The 17,516-nt window shown below is 53.7% G+C and carries 18 protein-coding genes; 2 read left to right on the top strand and 16 right to left on the bottom strand.

Annotated features, from left to right (window positions below; all coding sequences use genetic code 11):
• Nucleotides 1-473: 473 nt before the first annotated feature.
• From rplS to ccoN, 16 genes are all read right to left on the bottom strand, one after another.
• Nucleotides 474-878 (bottom strand): 50S ribosomal protein L19, encoded by a 405-nt coding sequence (rplS, locus tag TALK_RS14050; RefSeq protein ID WP_085619760.1) that lies wholly within the window; start codon nt 876-878, stop codon nt 474-476.
• A gap of 3 nt (nt 879-881) precedes the next feature.
• Complete coding sequence (gene trmD, locus TALK_RS14045) at nt 882-1,598, bottom strand: tRNA (guanosine(37)-N1)-methyltransferase TrmD (RefSeq protein ID WP_085619759.1); 717 nt, start codon at nt 1,596-1,598, stop codon at nt 882-884.
• Nucleotides 1,599-1,601: 3 nt separating this feature from the next.
• Nucleotides 1,602-2,276: a ribosome maturation factor RimM gene (gene rimM, locus TALK_RS14040; RefSeq protein ID WP_085619758.1), complete on the bottom strand. Its 675-nt coding sequence runs from the start codon at nt 2,274-2,276 to the stop codon at nt 1,602-1,604.
• A 45-nt stretch (nt 2,277-2,321) separates the two neighbouring features.
• Nucleotides 2,322-2,726, bottom strand: a complete 405-nt coding sequence (rpsP, locus tag TALK_RS14035) for a 30S ribosomal protein S16 (RefSeq protein WP_085619757.1) — start codon at nt 2,724-2,726, stop codon at nt 2,322-2,324.
• A 126-nt stretch (nt 2,727-2,852) separates the two neighbouring features.
• Nucleotides 2,853-4,337, bottom strand: coding sequence for a signal recognition particle protein (ffh, locus tag TALK_RS14030; protein WP_085619756.1), 1,485 nt, complete (start codon nt 4,335-4,337; stop codon nt 2,853-2,855).
• Between the two features lie 232 nt (nt 4,338-4,569).
• Nucleotides 4,570-5,439 carry a pantoate--beta-alanine ligase gene (gene panC / locus TALK_RS14025; RefSeq protein ID WP_085619755.1) on the bottom strand — a complete coding sequence of 290 codons (870 nt, stop codon included), beginning with the start codon at nt 5,437-5,439 and terminating at the stop codon, nt 4,570-4,572.
• A gap of 43 nt (nt 5,440-5,482) precedes the next feature.
• The gene (panB, locus tag TALK_RS14020; RefSeq protein WP_085619754.1) at nt 5,483-6,331 is read right to left on the bottom strand and encodes a 3-methyl-2-oxobutanoate hydroxymethyltransferase; all 849 of its coding nucleotides are present in this window, start codon (nt 6,329-6,331) and stop codon (nt 5,483-5,485) included.
• A 213-nt stretch (nt 6,332-6,544) separates the two neighbouring features.
• Nucleotides 6,545-7,243, bottom strand: coding sequence for a cyclic nucleotide-binding domain-containing protein (locus TALK_RS14015; protein ID WP_085619753.1), 699 nt, complete (start codon nt 7,241-7,243; stop codon nt 6,545-6,547).
• 92 nt (nt 7,244-7,335) lie between these two features.
• Nucleotides 7,336-7,512 carry a cbb3-type cytochrome oxidase assembly protein CcoS gene (ccoS, locus tag TALK_RS14010; RefSeq protein WP_085619752.1) on the bottom strand — a complete coding sequence of 59 codons (177 nt, stop codon included), beginning with the start codon at nt 7,510-7,512 and terminating at the stop codon, nt 7,336-7,338.
• Nucleotides 7,509-9,974: a heavy metal translocating P-type ATPase metal-binding domain-containing protein gene (locus tag TALK_RS14005; RefSeq protein ID WP_085619751.1), complete on the bottom strand. Its 2,466-nt coding sequence runs from the start codon at nt 9,972-9,974 to the stop codon at nt 7,509-7,511. The genes ccoS and TALK_RS14005 overlap by 4 nt, the downstream gene beginning before the upstream one ends.
• On the bottom strand, nt 9,971-10,489 hold the full coding sequence (locus tag TALK_RS14000; RefSeq protein WP_085619750.1) for a FixH family protein: 519 nt from the start codon (nt 10,487-10,489) through the stop codon (nt 9,971-9,973). Before TALK_RS14000 ends, TALK_RS14005 begins: the two co-directional genes overlap by 4 nt.
• Before the next feature lie 92 nt (nt 10,490-10,581).
• Nucleotides 10,582-12,078: a cytochrome c oxidase accessory protein CcoG gene (ccoG, locus tag TALK_RS13995; protein WP_085619749.1), complete on the bottom strand. Its 1,497-nt coding sequence runs from the start codon at nt 12,076-12,078 to the stop codon at nt 10,582-10,584.
• A gap of 245 nt (nt 12,079-12,323) precedes the next feature.
• Nucleotides 12,324-13,196: a cytochrome-c oxidase, cbb3-type subunit III gene (gene ccoP, locus TALK_RS13990; RefSeq protein ID WP_085619748.1), complete on the bottom strand. Its 873-nt coding sequence runs from the start codon at nt 13,194-13,196 to the stop codon at nt 12,324-12,326.
• 15 nt (nt 13,197-13,211) lie between these two features.
• Nucleotides 13,212-13,373 (bottom strand): cbb3-type cytochrome oxidase subunit 3, encoded by a 162-nt coding sequence (locus TALK_RS13985; protein WP_085619747.1) that lies wholly within the window; start codon nt 13,371-13,373, stop codon nt 13,212-13,214.
• 15 nt (nt 13,374-13,388) lie between these two features.
• On the bottom strand, nt 13,389-14,117 hold the full coding sequence (ccoO, locus tag TALK_RS13980) for a cytochrome-c oxidase, cbb3-type subunit II (protein ID WP_085619746.1): 729 nt from the start codon (nt 14,115-14,117) through the stop codon (nt 13,389-13,391).
• 14 nt (nt 14,118-14,131) lie between these two features.
• Complete coding sequence (gene ccoN, locus TALK_RS13975) at nt 14,132-15,589, bottom strand: cytochrome-c oxidase, cbb3-type subunit I (RefSeq protein WP_085619745.1); 1,458 nt, start codon at nt 15,587-15,589, stop codon at nt 14,132-14,134.
• A gap of 476 nt (nt 15,590-16,065) precedes the next feature.
• Between ccoN and TALK_RS13970 the strand changes: the two genes are divergently transcribed.
• Both TALK_RS13970 and dapF read left to right on the top strand, forming a co-directional pair.
• Complete coding sequence (locus TALK_RS13970; protein WP_245829915.1) at nt 16,066-16,518, top strand: hypothetical protein; 453 nt, start codon at nt 16,066-16,068, stop codon at nt 16,516-16,518.
• A 36-nt stretch (nt 16,519-16,554) separates the two neighbouring features.
• Nucleotides 16,555-17,427, top strand: coding sequence for a diaminopimelate epimerase (gene dapF, locus TALK_RS13965; RefSeq protein WP_245829913.1), 873 nt, complete (start codon nt 16,555-16,557; stop codon nt 17,425-17,427).
• The last annotated feature ends 89 nt before the right edge of the window (nt 17,428-17,516 follow it).

The following is a 17,516-nucleotide window of genomic DNA, read 5'->3' as shown; positions in this document are numbered from 1 at the left end:
GGACTGCTGTGCCGTAAGGCGCATTGAAACGCCTGTTCCTCCGGGTTTTCGGGTTTGTCCCGAATTGCGAAATATTATTATCCAGAACCGCGCGGGTTTGATCGTTTTTGCCGCGGGAGTGCCTTTATACACTCAAGCCCCCAAATCACAAGCGACCGAGCGCGTGTTTTTTACGTGAGCACATCCGAAAATAGAGTTGAAGAGAAACAAGCATCTTGTAGTAGCTAAAAGCATCAAATTCAGGAGATATAGAGGAAAACAAGAGATATCTGATATAATGAAAAATTATAGGTGATTGGCAAGGTTTCTGCGCGTTATATCGGTTGGCCTGAAAACGGGCGATTCGATATGCCACACGCATAGCGCGTATTTTGGAGCTGTTCGTCTCTCGGGTTCATGGCAAGTCGGCAAACAGAAGCGGGCCCACCCGAAGGTGAGCCCGCTTGATCTATTCCGACAGAGAGGAACGCAGATTATTTCTTGCGTTCTGCAGCCGTCAGTTTGCCTTTGTGACCGGTGGTCTGTTCGGCAATACGTGCCGATTTACCGGTACGGCCACGTAGGTAGTAAAGTTTTGCGCGACGAACGTCACCGCGACGGACGACTTCGATTTTGTCGATCGCCGGGGAATAGTTCTGGAAGATACGCTCGACACCTTCGCCCGATGCGATTTTACGCACGGTAAAGGACGAGTTCAGGCCGCGGTTTTTCTTGGCGATACAGACGCCTTCGAACTGCTGGATACGCTCGCGGGTACCTTCAACAACTTTCAGGTGAACACGGACGGTGTCGCCTGCGTCGAATTCCGGAACTTCGCGTTTTGCAGCGATTTTATCGAGCTGATCTTTTTCGATCTGCTGGATGATTGCGTTGGTCATGGTTTAACCCTCTTTGATGTGCCCGTGTGCGACATACTGATCCCAAAGGTCAGGACGTCGAGCACGGGTAATTTCTTCTGCCTGAGCATGCCGCCAGGCTTGTACCTTGGCATGATGTCCGGAAAGCAGAATTTCCGGCACCTCACGCCCGTTCCAGTTGGCCGGGCGCGTGTAATGCGGATATTCAAGCAACCCGGTTTCAAAGCTTTCCTCGTCGACGGATTCGGTTTTGTTGACCACACCCTCGATAAGGCGAATGCACGATTCAATCAGGACCATGGCCGGCAGTTCGCCGCCCATGAGGATGTAATCGCCAACGCTGATTTCCTCGACCTGATGTTCATCCAGTACACGTTGGTCGATACCTTCGTAACGACCACATAACAGGATGGCACCAGGGCCTGCTGCCAATTCGCGACAACGTTTCTGGTTCAGCGTTTTTCCCCGTGGGCTGAGATAAATCAGCGGTAATTGCGGTGCTTGCGCATGCAATTCACACAGGGTGGCGTCGACAATATCCGGGCGCATGACCATACCAGCCCCGCCCCCGAAAGGATTGTCATCTACAGTGCGGTGACGGTCGGTTGCATGATCGCGAATGTCTTTGACATCCAACGACCAGATCCCGTTTTCCAGTGCCCGTCCGGCCAAAGCTTGGCCGAGCGCGCCCGGGAACATTTCCGGGAACAGGGTTGCAACCTTGGCCTGCCACACAGACATCGATCAGGCCTCCTTTCCGCTGCCGGTCGCGGTTTCCGCGCCTACTGCATCAGCAGTGACGGCATCAGAATCGCGGTCGGCCTGAGAGTCCTTGCGAGAGTTGCCCGGACGGCGGGTACGATTTCCCGGTCCTTCTTCATCCTGCAAAAGCCCCTCGGGCGGATTTACCACCAGCATGCGTTCCGAAAGGACCACTTTGGGCACGACTTCCTTGGTAAACGGCAGAACGACGACTTTGCCACGGACTTCTTCCAGCGCGATTTCGATAACATCGCCTGCGCCAAAATCAGCCACACCCCGAACGGTCCCGAAAAGAGATCCATCAACGTGATGGGCTTTCAGGCCGACAAGATCGGCAAGATAGAATTCGTCTTCGTCTTCCGTTTCCGGCAAGGCCGTCCGCGGTACATAAAGTTTGGTACCACGTAGCCGTTCGGCGGCGTCCCGGTCGTCCACGCCATCGATTTTGGCAATCAACTGGTCGCGAACATGCCCGACAGGAGACAGTTTGAATTTCGCCTGTCCCTTGGCGTCGAACAACGGGCCGTAACCGACAAGGTTATCCGGGTCGACGGTATAGCTTTTGACGCGCACGGCACCACGCACCCCATGCGGGGCGGTGATCATGCCGACGCAGACAAATGCATCGTCGGTTTTGGATTTACGAATGTCAGCCATTTCGGTTCACAAATTTCCGGTATCTGATCAAAGCGTGCGAAAAGCTTATTCTTCGCTGGCAGCTTCTTCAGCAGGAGCCGCAGCAGCTTCGGCAGCTGCAGCAGCAGCGGCTTCGGCTTTTTCAGCTTTTTCACGAAGACGTTCCTGGGCTTTCGCTTTCGGAGCAGACTTCTGCGGCTGTACGGTCGGTTTGAACGCATCAGCCAGGCCAGCTTTGCCCAGGAAACGTGCAACACGATCGGTTGGCTGTGCGCCAACGCCGAGCCAATATTTGATGCGTTCTTCTTTAAAGGTTACGCGGTTGTCGGCATCCTTCGGGAGCATCGGATCATAGGTACCGACTTTCTCGATGAAGCTGCCGTCACGTGGGGCACGGGCATCTGCAACTACGATACGGTAGTACGGACGCTTTTTGGCACCGCCACGGGAAAGACGAATCTTAACAGCCATTCGGATAAGTTCCTTTCAGCTTGGGTTTGTAGTCTTCAATTTGCGACCCCGAGGGATCAATTTAATCCGGTTCGACGAACCGAGGTGTTTGGTTCTTAGATAAATTCTTCAGAACCGGGGGCTTGGTTATTTCTTTTTACCAAACCCCGGAAATCCCGGCGGCAATCCACCGCCGCCCAATCCCGGAAACCCGGGCGGTAATCCGCCCCCGGTACCGGGAAATCCTTTTGGTAATTGACCAAGGTCAGGCATCTCGCCGCCTTCAAGCATTGCCGGGTCCATTTTCGGCATGCCACCAAACAGACCCTTCTTGCCCATTTTGCCCATCTTTTTGATCATGGTGGACATGGTCAGATATTGTTTCAGAAGCTTGTTCACATCCTGGACGGAAAGACCGCAACCAGCTGCAATACGTTTTTTGCGCGATGCCTTGATCAGGGCCGGGTTTTCACGTTCTTTTGGCGTCATCGACAAGATGATCGCTTCTTGATGCGTCAGAAGTTTGGGATCAAGCTTGGTCTGCGACATCTGTTTTTTCAGCGCGCCCATGCCCGGCAGCATCCCCATGATGCCGGAAAGATCACCCATTTTCTGAAGCTGCTTTAATTGGGAAAGAAGATCGTTAAGGTCAAACTGACCTTTGGCGAGCTTCTTCGCCATTTTCTCGGCGTCTTCTTTCTTGATCGTCTCGGCAGCTTTTTCAACCAAACTGACGACATCGCCCATCCCCAGAATGCGGCTGGCGATACGATCAGGATGGAAGGCTTCCATCTCATCGATTTTTTCACCCGTGCCGAGCATCTTGATCGGGCAGCCGGTAATCTGGCGCATCGAAAGTGCCGCACCACCACGTGCATCACCGTCGATACGGGTCAGGACGATACCGGTGATGCCGACTTTTTCGGCAAATTCCTTGGCGACATTGACCGAGTCTTGACCGGTCATCGCATCGGTGACCAAAAGGGTCTCGGCCGGATTGACTGCATCACGGATCTGGGCGACTTCGCTCATCAGTTCCATGTCGATATGCAGGCGACCGGCGGTATCAAGGATAACCGCGTCATAACCTTCTTTGCGGCCCATATCCATGGCGCGCTTGGCAATCGACACCGGCTTTTCGCCCATAACGATCGGAAGGATACCCAGGCCATTGTCGTCGGCCAGAACCTTCAACTGCTGCTGGGCGGCCGGGCGATAAATATCAAGCGACGCCAGCAGAACTTTTTTATTGCGCTTTTTGGTCAGGTGCAGCGCAATCTTGGCCGAACTGGTGGTTTTACCGGAACCCTGCAAACCGACCATCAAGATCGGCACCGGGGCGGCGGCAGCAAGGTTGATATCCTCGCCTTCGCCCAGCATGTTTTTCAGTTCGTCATGAACAATCTTGACGACCATCTGGCCCGGTGTGACCGAACGCAGAACATCGGAACCAACCGCACGTTCGGTGGCATTGGTGATAAAGGTTTTAACGACCGGCAGCGCAACATCAGCCTCAAGCAGGGCGACGCGTACTTCGCGCATGGCTTCCTTGACATCGGATTCTTTCAGCGCGCCACGTTTGCGCAGCTTATCAAGAACCCCGCCAAGGCGATCGCTTAGTCCTTCAAACATCCCAAATCCCGTCTGTGTTTCCGGTGTTTCCACCGTCTGCGCACAAAAAACTAAAACCCAGTGCTCGACAACTCGAGGACTGGGGGAGTCACCTCTTGGGCGACCATTGTTGGGCTGGGTTTATGCGATGGGCGAAAGAGAGTCAAGTGCAATCAGGCGTAAAAGCGCCATGTTCTGCGCTTTTGATGCCGATCCAGCCCCAATCCGTGATTCATTTCGCCCAGTGCTTTGTTTAACCCGCGATTTTGCCAGGTTCGATGGCGCGGTTGTCGATCAGACGCGCCTTGCCCAGACGGGCAGCAACAAAGATACGGCTGGGTTTTATGACCTGTTTTGCCACAAGTTCCAGCGTGTTTTCGTCACGGACTTCAAGATAGTCAACCGGCCCGAAACCAGCCGTTATGATTTCTTTGCGTCCTGCGTCAAGAAGCGGGTCGATATCGGCACCCTGTGCGGCCGCATTGGTGATTTCGGTCAGAACCCGGTTCAGGGTTGGGGCCGCCTTGCGTTCATCGGCGGTTAGATACCGGTTGCGTGATGACATGGCCAGGCCGTCATCTTCGCGCAAAATTGGCGCGCCAATAATGTTGACCGGAATGTTCAGGTCAGCGGCAAAGCGACGAATGACCATCAGTTGCTGATAGTCCTTTTGACCGAAAACCGCACAATCGGGCAGGGCTTGCAGTAAAAGCTTGGTAACGACTTGGGCCACGCCATCGAAATGGCCGGGCCGGGCCGCCCCGCACAACACATCGGTCATGGATCCATCAACGCTGACTTTTGTGGCAAAGCCATCGGGATACATTTCTGTAACCGACGGGGCAAAACACAATTCCACTCCGGCGCCATCAAGTATTTTTTGATCATCGGGCAGGGTTCGAGGATAGGCACCGAAATCTTCATCCGGACCAAACTGGGTTGGATTGACAAAGATGCTGACGATCACGCGATCAGCCGTTTGCCGGGCATACTCGGTCAGGCTAATATGCCCGAAATGTAACGCCCCCATTGTCGGGACCAGCGCGATACGCAGACCTTCTGCGCGCCAGTTGGCAACAATCGCGCGCAGTTCTGCAACGCTGTGAACGGTTTTAAGCGTCATTGAATGGGTATCGATCGTTTATTGGACATATGGATCGGTGCCGTTATTTCACTGCGCGCAAATTGCCGGGTTTGGTCATGCCAAAGCAATGCTCGTCGGTTGGGAACTGACGTGCGCGGACCTCGGCGGCATAGCTTTCAACTGCCTTGGTGACCTGATCACCCAGATTGGCATAGCGTTTGACGAATTTTGGCGTGAAGTCGGAAAACAGACCGAGGATATCCTCGGTCACCAGCACCTGACCATCACAGGCGACAGAGGCGCCAATGCCGATGGTCGGAATATCGATTTCCTCTGTGATACGGCGTGCGATTTGCTCGACCGTGCCTTCGATAACAACCGCAAATGCCCCGGCGGCGGTAACCGCCTTGGCGTCATTGATAACTTTGGTCGCCGCTTCTTCCCCACGGCCTTGGCTTTTAAAGCCGCCCATGGTGTTGACCTGTTGGGGCATCAGGCCGATATGGGCCATGACCGGAATGCCACGCTGGGTCAGGAACGCGATGGTATCGGTCAGTTCGGCACCGCCTTCAAGCTTTACGCCCGCGCATCCGGTTTCGGCAAGAATGCGCGATGCTGTGCGAAACGCCTGTTCCTTTGATTCCTGATAGCTGCCGAATGGAAGATCAACAATCACGCAGGCATTGGAACTGCCGCGGATCACAGCCGCGCCGTGATTGATCATCATGTCGACCGTGACGGCAAGCGTGCTTTCCATGCCGTAAACAACCATGCCCAATGAATCGCCAACCAAAAGAAGGTCGCAGTGTTCATCAAGGCGTTGTGCCATCGGCGTGGTATAGGCCGTCAGGCAAACAATCGGTTCGCCACCCTTGCGGGCACGAATGGCAGGAACCGTGATGCGGCCCTGTTTTTTTGTGGTGGCACTCATGACGTTTCTCCCCCGGGTTGACCGGATTTGGCAGCTTGATCTGTGTCAGGCGTGCCGTCATGTTTACAATATGATGGCCATTGGCAGGAACTGTTTTTTCGCAATCGCGAAATAGGTCTTTGGCCTCATGAAGCGTGGCAGGCTGGTTTGCCGCCACCGTTTCACAAGATATTCAGTTAATTTTGGGAATTCTTGTGCAAATGCACAATGCAATCACAAACCTTCGGCAAGGTCTTCAAGCATATCAATGCCGACAGCTTCGATATGGCGATTATCCTTAAGCGAAATTGTCGCTTCTTTGCGCAGTTGTGTCAGGGTGCGCGACACGGTTTCGATTGTCAGGCCAAGATAGTCGGCAATGTCTGAGCGGCTCATGGGGATATGGATCATGCCGCTTTCTTCGCCGCGGTGTTCCTGACGGCGGGCCAGCATCAGCAGGAAGGATGCAACCTTTTCCTTTGCCGTTTTACGGCCAAGAAGAAGCATTTGATCCTGTGCTGCGGCCAGTTCGTCGACCGCCATGCCCAACATGCGTTTTTCAAGGCGCGGATATTCATCAAACAGCTTTTCAAGCTTTTCACGCGGAAAACGACATGCTGTCACCGGTTCGATTGCTTCGGCGGTGTAGCTATAGGTCGCGTTCAATGCCAGCCCCAGAAAATCACCCGGAAACAGAAAACCGGTGATCTGGCGGCGGCCATCGCCCAGAAGCTTGTAAAGTTTCACCGAGCCCGACGTGACGTTGAATACGTAATCAGCGTCTTCGGCTTCGTGGAAAATCGTGCTGTGCGGATCAAACTGAACATGGGTCAGCATCTGACGCAGATGATCATGCTCCGTCCCCTGCAAAGATGAGCAGAAGGTCAAGTCTTTGATTCCGCATGCCTCACAAAGCTGGGAACGCACAGACATGGCAAACTCCGAAGCTACAATTTTCAAGGTCTTTAATTGGAATTAATCTATGCGAACAGTTGGGGGCAGTTCAAGCAATACTATCAGTCAGTTCAGTTGTTTTTGGTATGGCTGTCCTGCGGCGGTTGATCGTCATCGTCAAAAAGGATGCGGTTGGCAGCACCTTCCATATCGTCAAATTGGCCCGATTTTAGCGACCAAAGGAACGCTCCTAGCCCTAAAAGCCCCAAAAATAATGCAATGGGAATCAAAAGTAAAAGGTTGCTCATGCGGATGGGGCTCCTGCCTGTTGGGGGCGCAAGGATGCGCTTGAGCGGTCTGTAACGGCTGGTTTTTCGACTCCGGCACGAAGTCGAAGTGCATTGGCAATTACGATTAATGACGAGGATGACATGGCAACCGCAGCGACCAGTGGTGTGACCATGCCCGAAACGGCCAGCGGAATGGTAATCAGATTATAGGCAAAGGACAGGGCGAAATTCTGCCGAACCAGACGGTCGGATTTTCTGGCAACGTCAATGGCTTCGATGACAGCTGAAAGGCGATCACCCTGAAAAACGATATCGGCGACATTCTGGCTTATTTCCGCGGCACTGGCGGGGGACATGGATGCATGGGCCGCGGCCAGTGCCGGGGCATCATTGATCCCGTCACCAACCATAAGGTCCAGCTTTCCTTCTCCGGCACGTCGCGTGACTTCTGTGGCCTTGTCGGCGGGGGAAAGCTGTGCCTTCCATTCACGAATGCCAAGCGTATCGGCAAGCTGGGATACGGTGGCAGCACGATCCCCCGATAGCAAAGCCACGTCGAAATCACGCTGGCGCAAGGCGTCAATCACCTGTGCCGCATCATTGCGCGGGGTATCCCGAAACACAAATCGCGTGGCCGCACGCCCGGGTTCTTGTAACCAGATTTCGGGGCCAGTGATATCAACAGGCAGATCGGCATTTTCGGCAATGCCACAGAACGCCCGACTTCCCAGGCGGACGGTACTATCCGTCTTTTCCCCCGGCATTTTACCGGCCATTTTTGCCGACATGTCCACTGACAGGCCAAGCCCTGGATGTTCCTGAACGTTGGCTATCGGATTGACGTTCCCGGCGGCACGCACCAGCGCACGTGACAGGGGGTGGGTGCTGTTGGCCGCAATCGCGGCAGCCAGTTCCAATGTTTGTGGGGGCGGATTGCCGACCAGTTCGGGTTTGCCAGTGGTCAGCGTACCTGTTTTGTCAAACAGAACCCCGCGAACTTTGGTCAGTCGTTCCAGCGCGGTTGCCGATTTGACAAGGATACCGGCACGCAACAACCGCCCGGTTGCGATTACTTGAACCACGGGCACGGCAAGGGCAATGGCGCAGGGGCAGGTAATGATCAAAACGGCGATGGCATTCATCAATGCTTCTTGCCAGCCAATTCCGCCAATAAGCCACCAGCCCAGAAATGTGCTGGCTGACAGAATATGTACTACCGGTGCATAGGATTTTGCGACCCGGTCGGCAAGGGCGACATATTTTGCCCGTCCCTGCTCGGCGTTTTCCATCAACCGGACAATTTCCGCCAAAAGTGTTGTCTGGCCGGTGGCCGTGACGCGAATGCGAAGCGGCGCTGAAATATTGGTGGTTCCGGCAAAAACGGTCATGCCTGGTTTGGTGCTGGCGGGGATGCTTTCGCCGGTAATCAGACTGGTATCGACGTCGGATTGGCCATCAAGAATTTCACCATCAATGCCAATGCGCTCGCCCGCGGCAACCATAATGATCATGCCCGGCTTTGCCTTGTCGGGTGCAATCAGGCGGCGGGTTCCGTCATCTTCAAGAACAGTGACGGATCGTGCGTTTAATGACAGAAGATGTTCGGCCGCCGAGCGTGCCTGACCACGGGCGCGACTGTCCAGATATCGTCCGACGAGTAAGAAAAACAACAATGTGATCGCGGAATCAAAATAGGCATGCGGTCCGCCGCGTGCAGTTTCGACCAAGCTCATGGTAAGTGCCAGAATGACGCCAAGGCTGATCGGGACATCCATATTGACCCGGCCATTGCGGATGGCGCCGATCGCGGATCGGTAAAACGGCATTCCGGCATAGGTCGCAGCCGGCAATGCAATCAGCGCGGAAATCCAGTGAAAGAAATCACGTGTTGCCCCGCCCATGCCCTGAAAATATCCGGCCCAGACTGAAACAGATAACAACATCACATTGCCAGCGGCAAACCCGGCAACGGCAAGGCAGCGTAGCAATTCTTTGTTGCGTGCCTGTGTTGCCTGTTCAAGGGCCTTGGGATCAAACGGGATCAAACGATATCCCATCTGCAGGACCGGTTTGACCAAATCATCGACATCGGAAATCGCCCCGCGCCATGCCAGATGTAACCGTCGTGTCGTCATGTTGACGCGGGCGCGGATGACGTTTTGATTGCGCTGAAGCAGCGTTTCAATCAGCCATACACATGCGGCACAATGAATGCCGTCGACCATCAGGTTTAAATGATGGATGCCGTCGTCATCGGTATTGGCAAGGTCGGTGAAAATGACGGCCGCGATTTCATCGCTGTCAGGGCGCAATGGTCGGGCTTTGGGATCAATGCTGCGGCGATTGTAATAGGATTTCAGCCCCATTTCGCCAAGTAGTTCAAATGCACCAGCACATCCCAGACAACAGAAATCAGGCCCCGCCGGTGACATCACGGTCACCGGGTCTCCACAATGGCGGCAGGTGGTCTGGCTGGTCATGGTTTTACGAGGACGGTCTCGACTGTTTGGTAATTTTCGTCAAATGCACGGGCAACGGTGCGAATTTGCCAGCGGCCATAAACCGGGAAGGATGCACTGGCACGGTATTCACCCGGCGCGATTTCTGCCAGATTTAGGGTCTGGTCAAGGTCATCACGGTTTGCGCGCGTTAAAACGATTTCCATTTTTGCGCCGGTAATCGGTTTGGAATCGCGATCACGGAACAAAACAGTGACCGTTGCCGACTGGTTAATCAAACCTTCAACTGAAAGCTTGCTGCGCCACCCCAATTCGGCCTGACGCTGTGCCCCGGACATGGCGGCATTGTAATTATTGCCTTCTTCAAAGGCGTGATTGGTGACCAAGCCGTTCCAGCTTGTCATTGAAAAGGTGATCAACGACACATTGGCAATCAACATGATTGCGAAACCGCCGACGAAATACCACGGTATAAAACGGTCCGATTTTCGCGGGCCGCTTTGCGGATGTTGCGGAGTCGTGGTCTGGCTTGGCATGGTGTCATCTCCTGTCCGGAGCAGTATCGCAGCCGGGATCGTCGTTGGTATCGAAGCCGAATGTCTGTCCGGTTCGATTGTTTCCGGTTCGCCTATTTTGGACCGGCAAACACGGTATCATAAGTTTCACGAACATTGTCGTCGGTATCGGTCACGCTGAATTCGAACGGTGTTGTATCCCCGTCAAGTTTCGCCGGATTGGCTGCAATAAACACACGGAAGCTGCCGACACGGTCTGGTGCAACATTTAGGGCAAATGTCCCGTCTTGGTTCGGTGTCTGGCCGATCACCTGGAAGTCGGTGGCGTTAAGCCCGCTGATCTGCAGGGTATAGGTCTTAAGCGCCTGTTCTTTGTTCAAAACCTTAAGGGTATAGCCATTGCGAACATCGCCATCCGAAAGGCGTACAAACAGCGGGTTACGGTCGCGCAGAACACTAACTTCCAAGGTCGAGCGGTTCATCAGGCCAAATGCCATGACCGACGCGACCAGTATCAGAAGGAACGAATAAAAAATTGTCCGCGGACGAATAATGCTGATTTTGGTTGCTTTACCCTGGGCGCGCAATTGGGTGTTCTGAACTGAATCAAATCGGACCAAATCGCGCGGGAAGCCGACCTTGTCCATCATCTCGTTACACGCATCAATGCACAGGCCACACCCGATGCATTCCAACTGCAGGCCGTCACGGATATCAATGCCGGTCGGACAGACGTTAAAGCAGGCGTGACAATCGATACAGTGGCCAACTTCGGGAACTTCGCCACGGACAAGGTTACGACGTTTGATCGGACCACGTGGTTCACCGCGCCAGCCTTCATAGGTCACAATCATTGATTCATCATCAAGCATTGCCGACTGAAAGCGCGGCCATGGGCACATATAGGTACAAACCTGTTCCCGGGCCCAGCCCGCCAGCAGATAGGTCGAAAATGTCAGGGATGCGATGGTAACATAAACACTAAGTGATGCGTTGCCGGTGAAAATATCAACCAAAACAGTCGGGGCATCGTTAAAATAAAGCACAAAGGCCCCACCGGTCGCGGCGGATATGACCAGCCAGGATAAATGGGTTGCCCCGATTTTCCAGATTTTTTCAAAGGTCCAGCGCGCTTTGTCAAGGCGGGCGCGGGCATTTCGATCACCCTGAATATAGCGTTCGACCAGCATGAAAAGATCGGTCCAGACCGTTTGTGGACAGCCATAGCCGCACCAGATGCGTCCGAACAGTGACGTCGCCAGAAACAGGCCGATGGCGGCCAAAATCAGCAAGCCGGTGATGTAATAGACTTCCTGTGGCCAGATCTCGATAAAGAAAAAATAAGCACGGCCAAGGTCCATATCGATAAGGACCGCCTGATCGGGGGCACTTGGCCCGCGATCCCAGCGCAACCACGGAACCACCCAGTAAATGCCCAAAAGTGCAATCAGTGCGTACCATTTCAGATTACGGAAATAGCCTGACACCCGTTTCGGATAAACCTTGTCTCGGGCCTTAAACAGGGGCTGGTCACGATCATCTTCGGACAGGCTATCATTGTGCGGGGCGGGATGAGCGGGATTGGGCTGTTGGCTTTGGGGCATGGCCATTATCGCTACCTGGCTGTTGTGCCGCATTACAGGTGGCTGCTCTCATGCGAGGAAAAACCCCGCCAGCCAACTGTGTGTATCGCGATCTTGAGCATGCGGCATGCTCAGTCGGTTAGGGTTCCGATTAGGATTATTCAAATCATAACGCTAACATACGAAAAACCCGCCGCGCCAAACCATGACACAAATCAATTTTTGATAAGGTCACAGTGTAAAAAGCGCGACGGGCCAACGATTTTTAACGGTTACTGGCCGCCACCCAACGAATGGACATAAACCGCCAGCATTTTGATGGTTTCTTCATCCAGTCGATCACCCCATGCCGGCATCACGCCACGGCGTGAATTGGTTACGGTTTCGGTGATGGTTGAAAGGTCGCCACCATATAGCCAGATCGCATCGGTCAGGTTCGGAGCGCCAAGTTCATGAACACCCTTGGCGTCTTCGCCGTGACAAGATGAACAGTTATCAGCAAATATTTCCGTACCACGACTGGCCGCGGCTTTGTCGGTCTCGCGGCCGGTAAAGGCCATGACATATTGAACGACATCGCTGATGTCCTGACGTTCAAGAATTTCGTCACGACCAAAAGCTGGCATATCGTTAAACCGGGTATCCTCATTGGCATCCCAACGGACACCGACATGAATGGTTTCGTTGATGGCGTCAAGCGCGCCCCCCCAAAGCCAGTCATCATCCTGAAGGGACGGGAAACCGGGGTTACCCGATCCACCTGTACCATGACAAGGTGCACAGTTCTCGGCAAAAATTGCTTTGCCGCCAGCCATCGAGAAGTTCAGCAGTTCGCCGTCATCGACGATTCCGTCAAGGTCAAGTGCTGCCAGACGTTCCATATAAGGGGCGCGTTCGGCAGCAACATTGGCCATGGTTTCGTGAAGTTGCGTACGGTTTGTGGTTTCAAACATCCCGTGCAAATAACCAGATGCGCTCGGCCAGGATGGATAAACCACCCAATACCCAACGGACCAAACACAGCAGGCCCAGAAGACGTAGACCCACCAGGATGGCAGCGGCGTATTCAGTTCCTTGATGCCATCCCATTCATGGCCGGTGGTTTCGCGACCCGAAACCTGGTCTTTTTCGACATGTGTCGACATAGCTCGGTTCTCCCCCTAATCCTGGTCCCGAAACGGGATCTGGGCATGCTCGTCCATTTCTTTCCGGCGGTTCTTGCTGGGCCACATGACCCAAGCAATGATTGCCCCGAAAAGCAGCATCAGCCACAGACCCCACAGGGGCCGGAAAAAGTCAGCGAGTTGCGTAAAGAATTCCATGACTACCCCTTTGCCTTAGCGCAGGTTCAGCTGCGGGTTGTAACTGGTGAAATCGACCATTCGGCCAAGGACCTGCAGATACGCAATCAGCGCATCCATTTCGGTCAGCTTTTCCGGATTGCCGTCGAAGTCGCCGGTTGCAGCATTCGGGTACCGGGCAAGGAAATCGTCGTAGTCCTCGTCCGCCATCGCCTGCAGATACAGGTCGGCTTTGGCGTTCTCGAGTTGCTCGTCGGTATAGGGAACCCCAACCATCTTAAGCGTCTCAAGATGCGCCTGGGCGTCATCAAACTTCAACTCGTGCTCGGCCAGGAACGGATAACCCGGCATGATCGATTCCGGCACAACAGCGCGCGGGTCAACCAAGTGGGCGACATGCCAATCATTGGAATATTTTCCGCCGACACGGGCAAGATCTGGTCCTGTACGTTTTGATCCCCACTGGAACGGATGGTCATACATCGATTCCGCGGCAAGGCTATAATGGCCATAACGTTCGACCTCGTCACGGAACGGACGGATCTGCTGAGAATGGCAGTTATAGCACCCTTCACGGAGATAGATGTTGCGGCCCGCCTGTTCGAGTGGCGAGTAGGGACGAACCCCTTCCACCTTCTCGATGGTCTGTTCCATCGTGAACAAGGGCACGATTTCGACAATACCGCCGATGATGATGGTCAGGAAAATCCCAAGGACGAGAAGAAAGACGTTCTTCTCGACAATATGGTGTTTTTTCAGAAGCATTTTCGCATCCCCCCTTATTCGGCTGCCACGGTGGCCGGTGTGCCGATCGGTGCTTCGCGTCGCAGATCACCTTTGATCGTCTTGTAGACGTTCCAGACCATGATCAACGAACCCAGCAGGAACAGCAGGCCGCCCGTTGCACGAATGATGTAATAGGGATGCATTGCTTCAACGGTTTCGATGAAGGAATATTGCAGGAAGCCCAGATCGTCATACGCACGCCACATCAGGCCCTGCATGATCCCCGATACCCACATCGAGGTGATGTAAAGAACAATCCCGATGGTTGCGAGCCAGAAATGATGCGAAACCAACCGCATCGAATACAGGCGTTCACGGTGCCACAGAACCGGTATCAGGAAGTAAATCGCCCCAAAGGTAACGAAAGCAACCCAGCCCAATGCGCCGGAATGAACGTGGCCAATGGTCCAGTCGGTGTAATGTGACAGGCCATTGACAGCCTTGATCGACATGACCGGGCCTTCGAAGGTCGACATGCCATAGAAACCGACAGCGGCGACCATGAAGCGCAGGACCGGATCGGTTCGCAATTTGTCCCATGCACCCGAAAGCGTCATCAGACCGTTGATCATTCCGCCCCAGGACGGCATCCACAACATGATCGAGAATGTCATACCAAGGGTCTGCGCCCAATCAGGAAGGGCTGTGTAATGCAGATGGTGCGGACCAGCCCAGATATACAGGAAGATCAGCGCCCAGAAGTGAATGATCGACAGACGATAGGAATAAACCGGACGTTCAGCACGTTTCGGAATGAAATAGTACATCATCCCAAGGAAGCCGGCTGTCAGGAAGAACCCAACGGCATTATGACCGTACCACCACTGCGTCAGAGCATCCTGCACGCCTGAGAACATCGAGTAGGATTTGGCCCCCATGAAGGAGACCGGAATCGCCAGGTTGTTGCCCAGATGAAGCATCGCGATTGTTACGATGAAGGCCAGGTAAAACCAGTTTGCGACATAGATATGTGGTTCTTGTCGTTTCAGCAGCGTGCCAACAAAAATGGCAAGATACGCAACCCAAACCACGGTCAGCCATATATCAACAAACCATTCTGGTTCTGCGTATTCACGGCCTTGGGTAATACCCAATACATAGCCGAGTGCGGCCATGACAATGAATAGCTGATAACCCCAGAATACGAATGCTGGAAGGGCCTTGCCGCCATAAAGAGATGCGCGACATGTCCGTTGCACAACATAGAATGACGTCGCGATAAGAGCGTTGCCACCAAAGGCAAAAATCACCGCAGACGTGTGCAGCGGGCGCAAACGCCCGAAATTCAGATATTCGATGTCGAAATTAAGCGCCGGAAATGCGAGTTGCCAGGCGATAAGATCGCCCGCCAGAAATCCGACGACGCCCCAAAATATAGTCGCCAGTGCGCCCCAGCGCACAACGTCCATATTATAACTAACAGCAACAGGCGTTGGTGCTGTTTGTGCCATGCTCCCCTGGCTCATGCTTGACTCCCGTTCAAGGTGTTCGGGTGAACTGTCCGATCCAATCGGGCAGCTCCATCAGTCCCGGCGGTGACCTGGCAGACGGATGTCGTCTCCTTGCCACCTGCACCAAAAGCCCCGCCGATGACATGGTACTACCGATTTCGGCGGCATCATATGCAAAACGAGCGAGGTTTTCGATTGTCCAATGATTATGCGGATTAAAGCCATCCCTGCCATTGATCCACGTCAATGTTGGCACCAGAAAGCTTCGTCCCCTTTTAAATCACAGGCAAAACTCGTCCGCATTGCGGGACAATTGATTGCTGATTGTGTTTATGCGCGCCCGGGTCTTTAAAAGTGTTGATACAAGTCAAGGTGGTTGCGAATTCTTTGCTGCATGATTGATAGAAATCGTGGGAAGAGTACAATTTATGTCAGTAACCTATCAGGCACGACCCCTTACACATCACACGGCGGATATGACCTTTCCGCTCGTGCAGATGATGCAGACCGGTCTTTCGTTTGATCGCTGGCGTGAATTCGTTGCCGAGTTCTGCGTTGATTGTCAGAATGTGGCCCCCGGGGCTGGATGTGATGATATCCTGTGGCAGCGTCCACGCGGGATTATGGTGATTTCCAACGAACGCGGCTATATCCACGGTCTGTTTTCTTATCAGGTGCGGGACGATATTGCCGAAGGACTGGTCCTTCATGTTGACAATGTCATGGCTGTTGAAATTGTTTCCCGGCCCTATGTGCTTGATACGATGCGTGATGCGATGAACCGCCTTGTCCATGATCATCGCTGTGCGGCGGTCCATGTTTCATTGGGGGAAATGGACGAACGGCTTCGTGATTATTTCAGTGGTGCCGGGTTTGTTCCGCGTAAAATCCGCTATTGCGCCCCTGCAACCCCGATGACTTCTGCCTGATTTTATGCGCCGTCCGATTTGAGTTTGGTGGACGGCATGTCAGGACACCGTTATAAGGCGGATATGAACGGTATTCCATTTGTCAAAATGCATGGGCTTGGGAATGATTTCGTTGTCTTTGATGGACGACGTGATCCCGCTGTGCTTGATCTTGATAACGCAACCGCGGCCCGTATTGCCGATCGCAAGACCGGCGTTGGCTGTGACCAGTTGATTGTCATTGAACCCGCACGTGACGGTCTTGCCGATGCCTTTATGCGCATTCGCAATAATGACGGTGGCGAGGTCGAGGCTTGCGGCAATGCTACGCGGTGTGTCGCGAAGGTCGTTATGGGCGAATTGGGCCGCAAGGAAGTTATTATTGAAACCGTCGTCGGGTTGCTTGATGCCAATGGTCTGGCGGATGGCCGTGTGACGGTCGATATGGGACAGGTCAAACTGGACTGGCGTGATATTCCGCTTGGTCAGGCCGTTGATACCAATCATATCCCGTTGTCACTTGGTGGTTTATCGGATGCGGTTGGTGTGAATGTTGGCAATCCGCATGCAGTTTTCTTTGTCGACGATGCCGAATTGATTGATATTGAAAAGCTTGGTCCGGTTCTTGAACATCATGAAATGTTCCCTGAACGCGCCAATATCGAAGTTTGCAGCATCATCGGTGAAAACCGGATTCGCATGCGGGTCTGGGAACGCGGCGTTGGGGTGACGCGGGCGTGCGGTACCGGTGCCTGTGCTGTTGGCGTTGCGGCTGTACGCCGTGGGCTTACCGGGCGTAAAACCGAAATCGTTTTGGATGGCGGCGTGCTGGGTATTGAATGGCTGCTGGATGATCACGTCTTGATGACCGGGCCGGTTGCAACCAGTTTTTCGGGTTTTTTGGACGGATCCCTTTTGGGTCAGCACTGATTGAATTTTGATGCCGGTCTGCTTCTTTGAAATGGGCCGGTATTGTTTTGAATTGGCTCCGCGCTTGCGAAATGTCTGTCTGTCGGGCA

The sequence above is a fragment of the Thalassospira alkalitolerans genome (genome assembly GCF_002115745.1).
GTDB lineage: Bacteria > Pseudomonadota > Alphaproteobacteria > Rhodospirillales > Thalassospiraceae > Thalassospira > Thalassospira alkalitolerans.
Note: the sequence above shows the minus strand (reverse complement) of the source record. Positions and strands in the feature narration are given on the sequence as shown.

What these genes read in the sequence shown, in the direction of transcription:
- TALK_RS14015 (WP_085619753.1), bottom strand. Translation starts at nt 7,243, where the DNA reads ATGTCTGTGCGTTCCCAGCTTTGTGAGGCATGCGGAATCAAAGACTTG.
- TALK_RS14000 (WP_085619750.1), bottom strand. Translation starts at nt 10,489, where the DNA reads ATGCCAAGCCAGACCACGACTCCGCAACATCCGCAAAGCGGCCCGCGA.
- ffh (WP_085619756.1), bottom strand. Translation starts at nt 4,337, where the DNA reads ATGTTTGAAGGACTAAGCGATCGCCTTGGCGGGGTTCTTGATAAGCTG.
- rplS (WP_085619760.1), bottom strand. Translation starts at nt 878, where the DNA reads ATGACCAACGCAATCATCCAGCAGATCGAAAAAGATCAGCTCGATAAA.
- ccoN (WP_085619745.1), bottom strand. Translation starts at nt 15,589, where the DNA reads ATGGCACAAACAGCACCAACGCCTGTTGCTGTTAGTTATAATATGGAC.
- ccoO (WP_085619746.1), bottom strand. Translation starts at nt 14,117, where the DNA reads ATGCTTCTGAAAAAACACCATATTGTCGAGAAGAACGTCTTTCTTCTC.
- rpsP (WP_085619757.1), bottom strand. Translation starts at nt 2,726, where the DNA reads ATGGCTGTTAAGATTCGTCTTTCCCGTGGCGGTGCCAAAAAGCGTCCG.
- panC (WP_085619755.1), bottom strand. Translation starts at nt 5,439, where the DNA reads ATGACGCTTAAAACCGTTCACAGCGTTGCAGAACTGCGCGCGATTGTT.
- TALK_RS14005 (WP_085619751.1), bottom strand. Translation starts at nt 9,974, where the DNA reads ATGACCAGCCAGACCACCTGCCGCCATTGTGGAGACCCGGTGACCGTG.
- ccoS (WP_085619752.1), bottom strand. Translation starts at nt 7,512, where the DNA reads ATGAGCAACCTTTTACTTTTGATTCCCATTGCATTATTTTTGGGGCTT.
- TALK_RS13970 (WP_245829915.1), top strand. Translation starts at nt 16,066, where the DNA reads ATGACCTTTCCGCTCGTGCAGATGATGCAGACCGGTCTTTCGTTTGAT.
- ccoG (WP_085619749.1), bottom strand. Translation starts at nt 12,078, where the DNA reads ATGGCCATGCCCCAAAGCCAACAGCCCAATCCCGCTCATCCCGCCCCG.
- ccoP (WP_085619748.1), bottom strand. Translation starts at nt 13,196, where the DNA reads ATGTCGACACATGTCGAAAAAGACCAGGTTTCGGGTCGCGAAACCACC.
- rimM (WP_085619758.1), bottom strand. Translation starts at nt 2,276, where the DNA reads ATGGCTGACATTCGTAAATCCAAAACCGACGATGCATTTGTCTGCGTC.
- dapF (WP_245829913.1), top strand. Translation starts at nt 16,555, where the DNA reads ATGTCAGGACACCGTTATAAGGCGGATATGAACGGTATTCCATTTGTC.
- TALK_RS13985 (WP_085619747.1), bottom strand. Translation starts at nt 13,373, where the DNA reads ATGGAATTCTTTACGCAACTCGCTGACTTTTTCCGGCCCCTGTGGGGT.
- trmD (WP_085619759.1), bottom strand. Translation starts at nt 1,598, where the DNA reads ATGTCTGTGTGGCAGGCCAAGGTTGCAACCCTGTTCCCGGAAATGTTC.
- panB (WP_085619754.1), bottom strand. Translation starts at nt 6,331, where the DNA reads ATGAGTGCCACCACAAAAAAACAGGGCCGCATCACGGTTCCTGCCATT.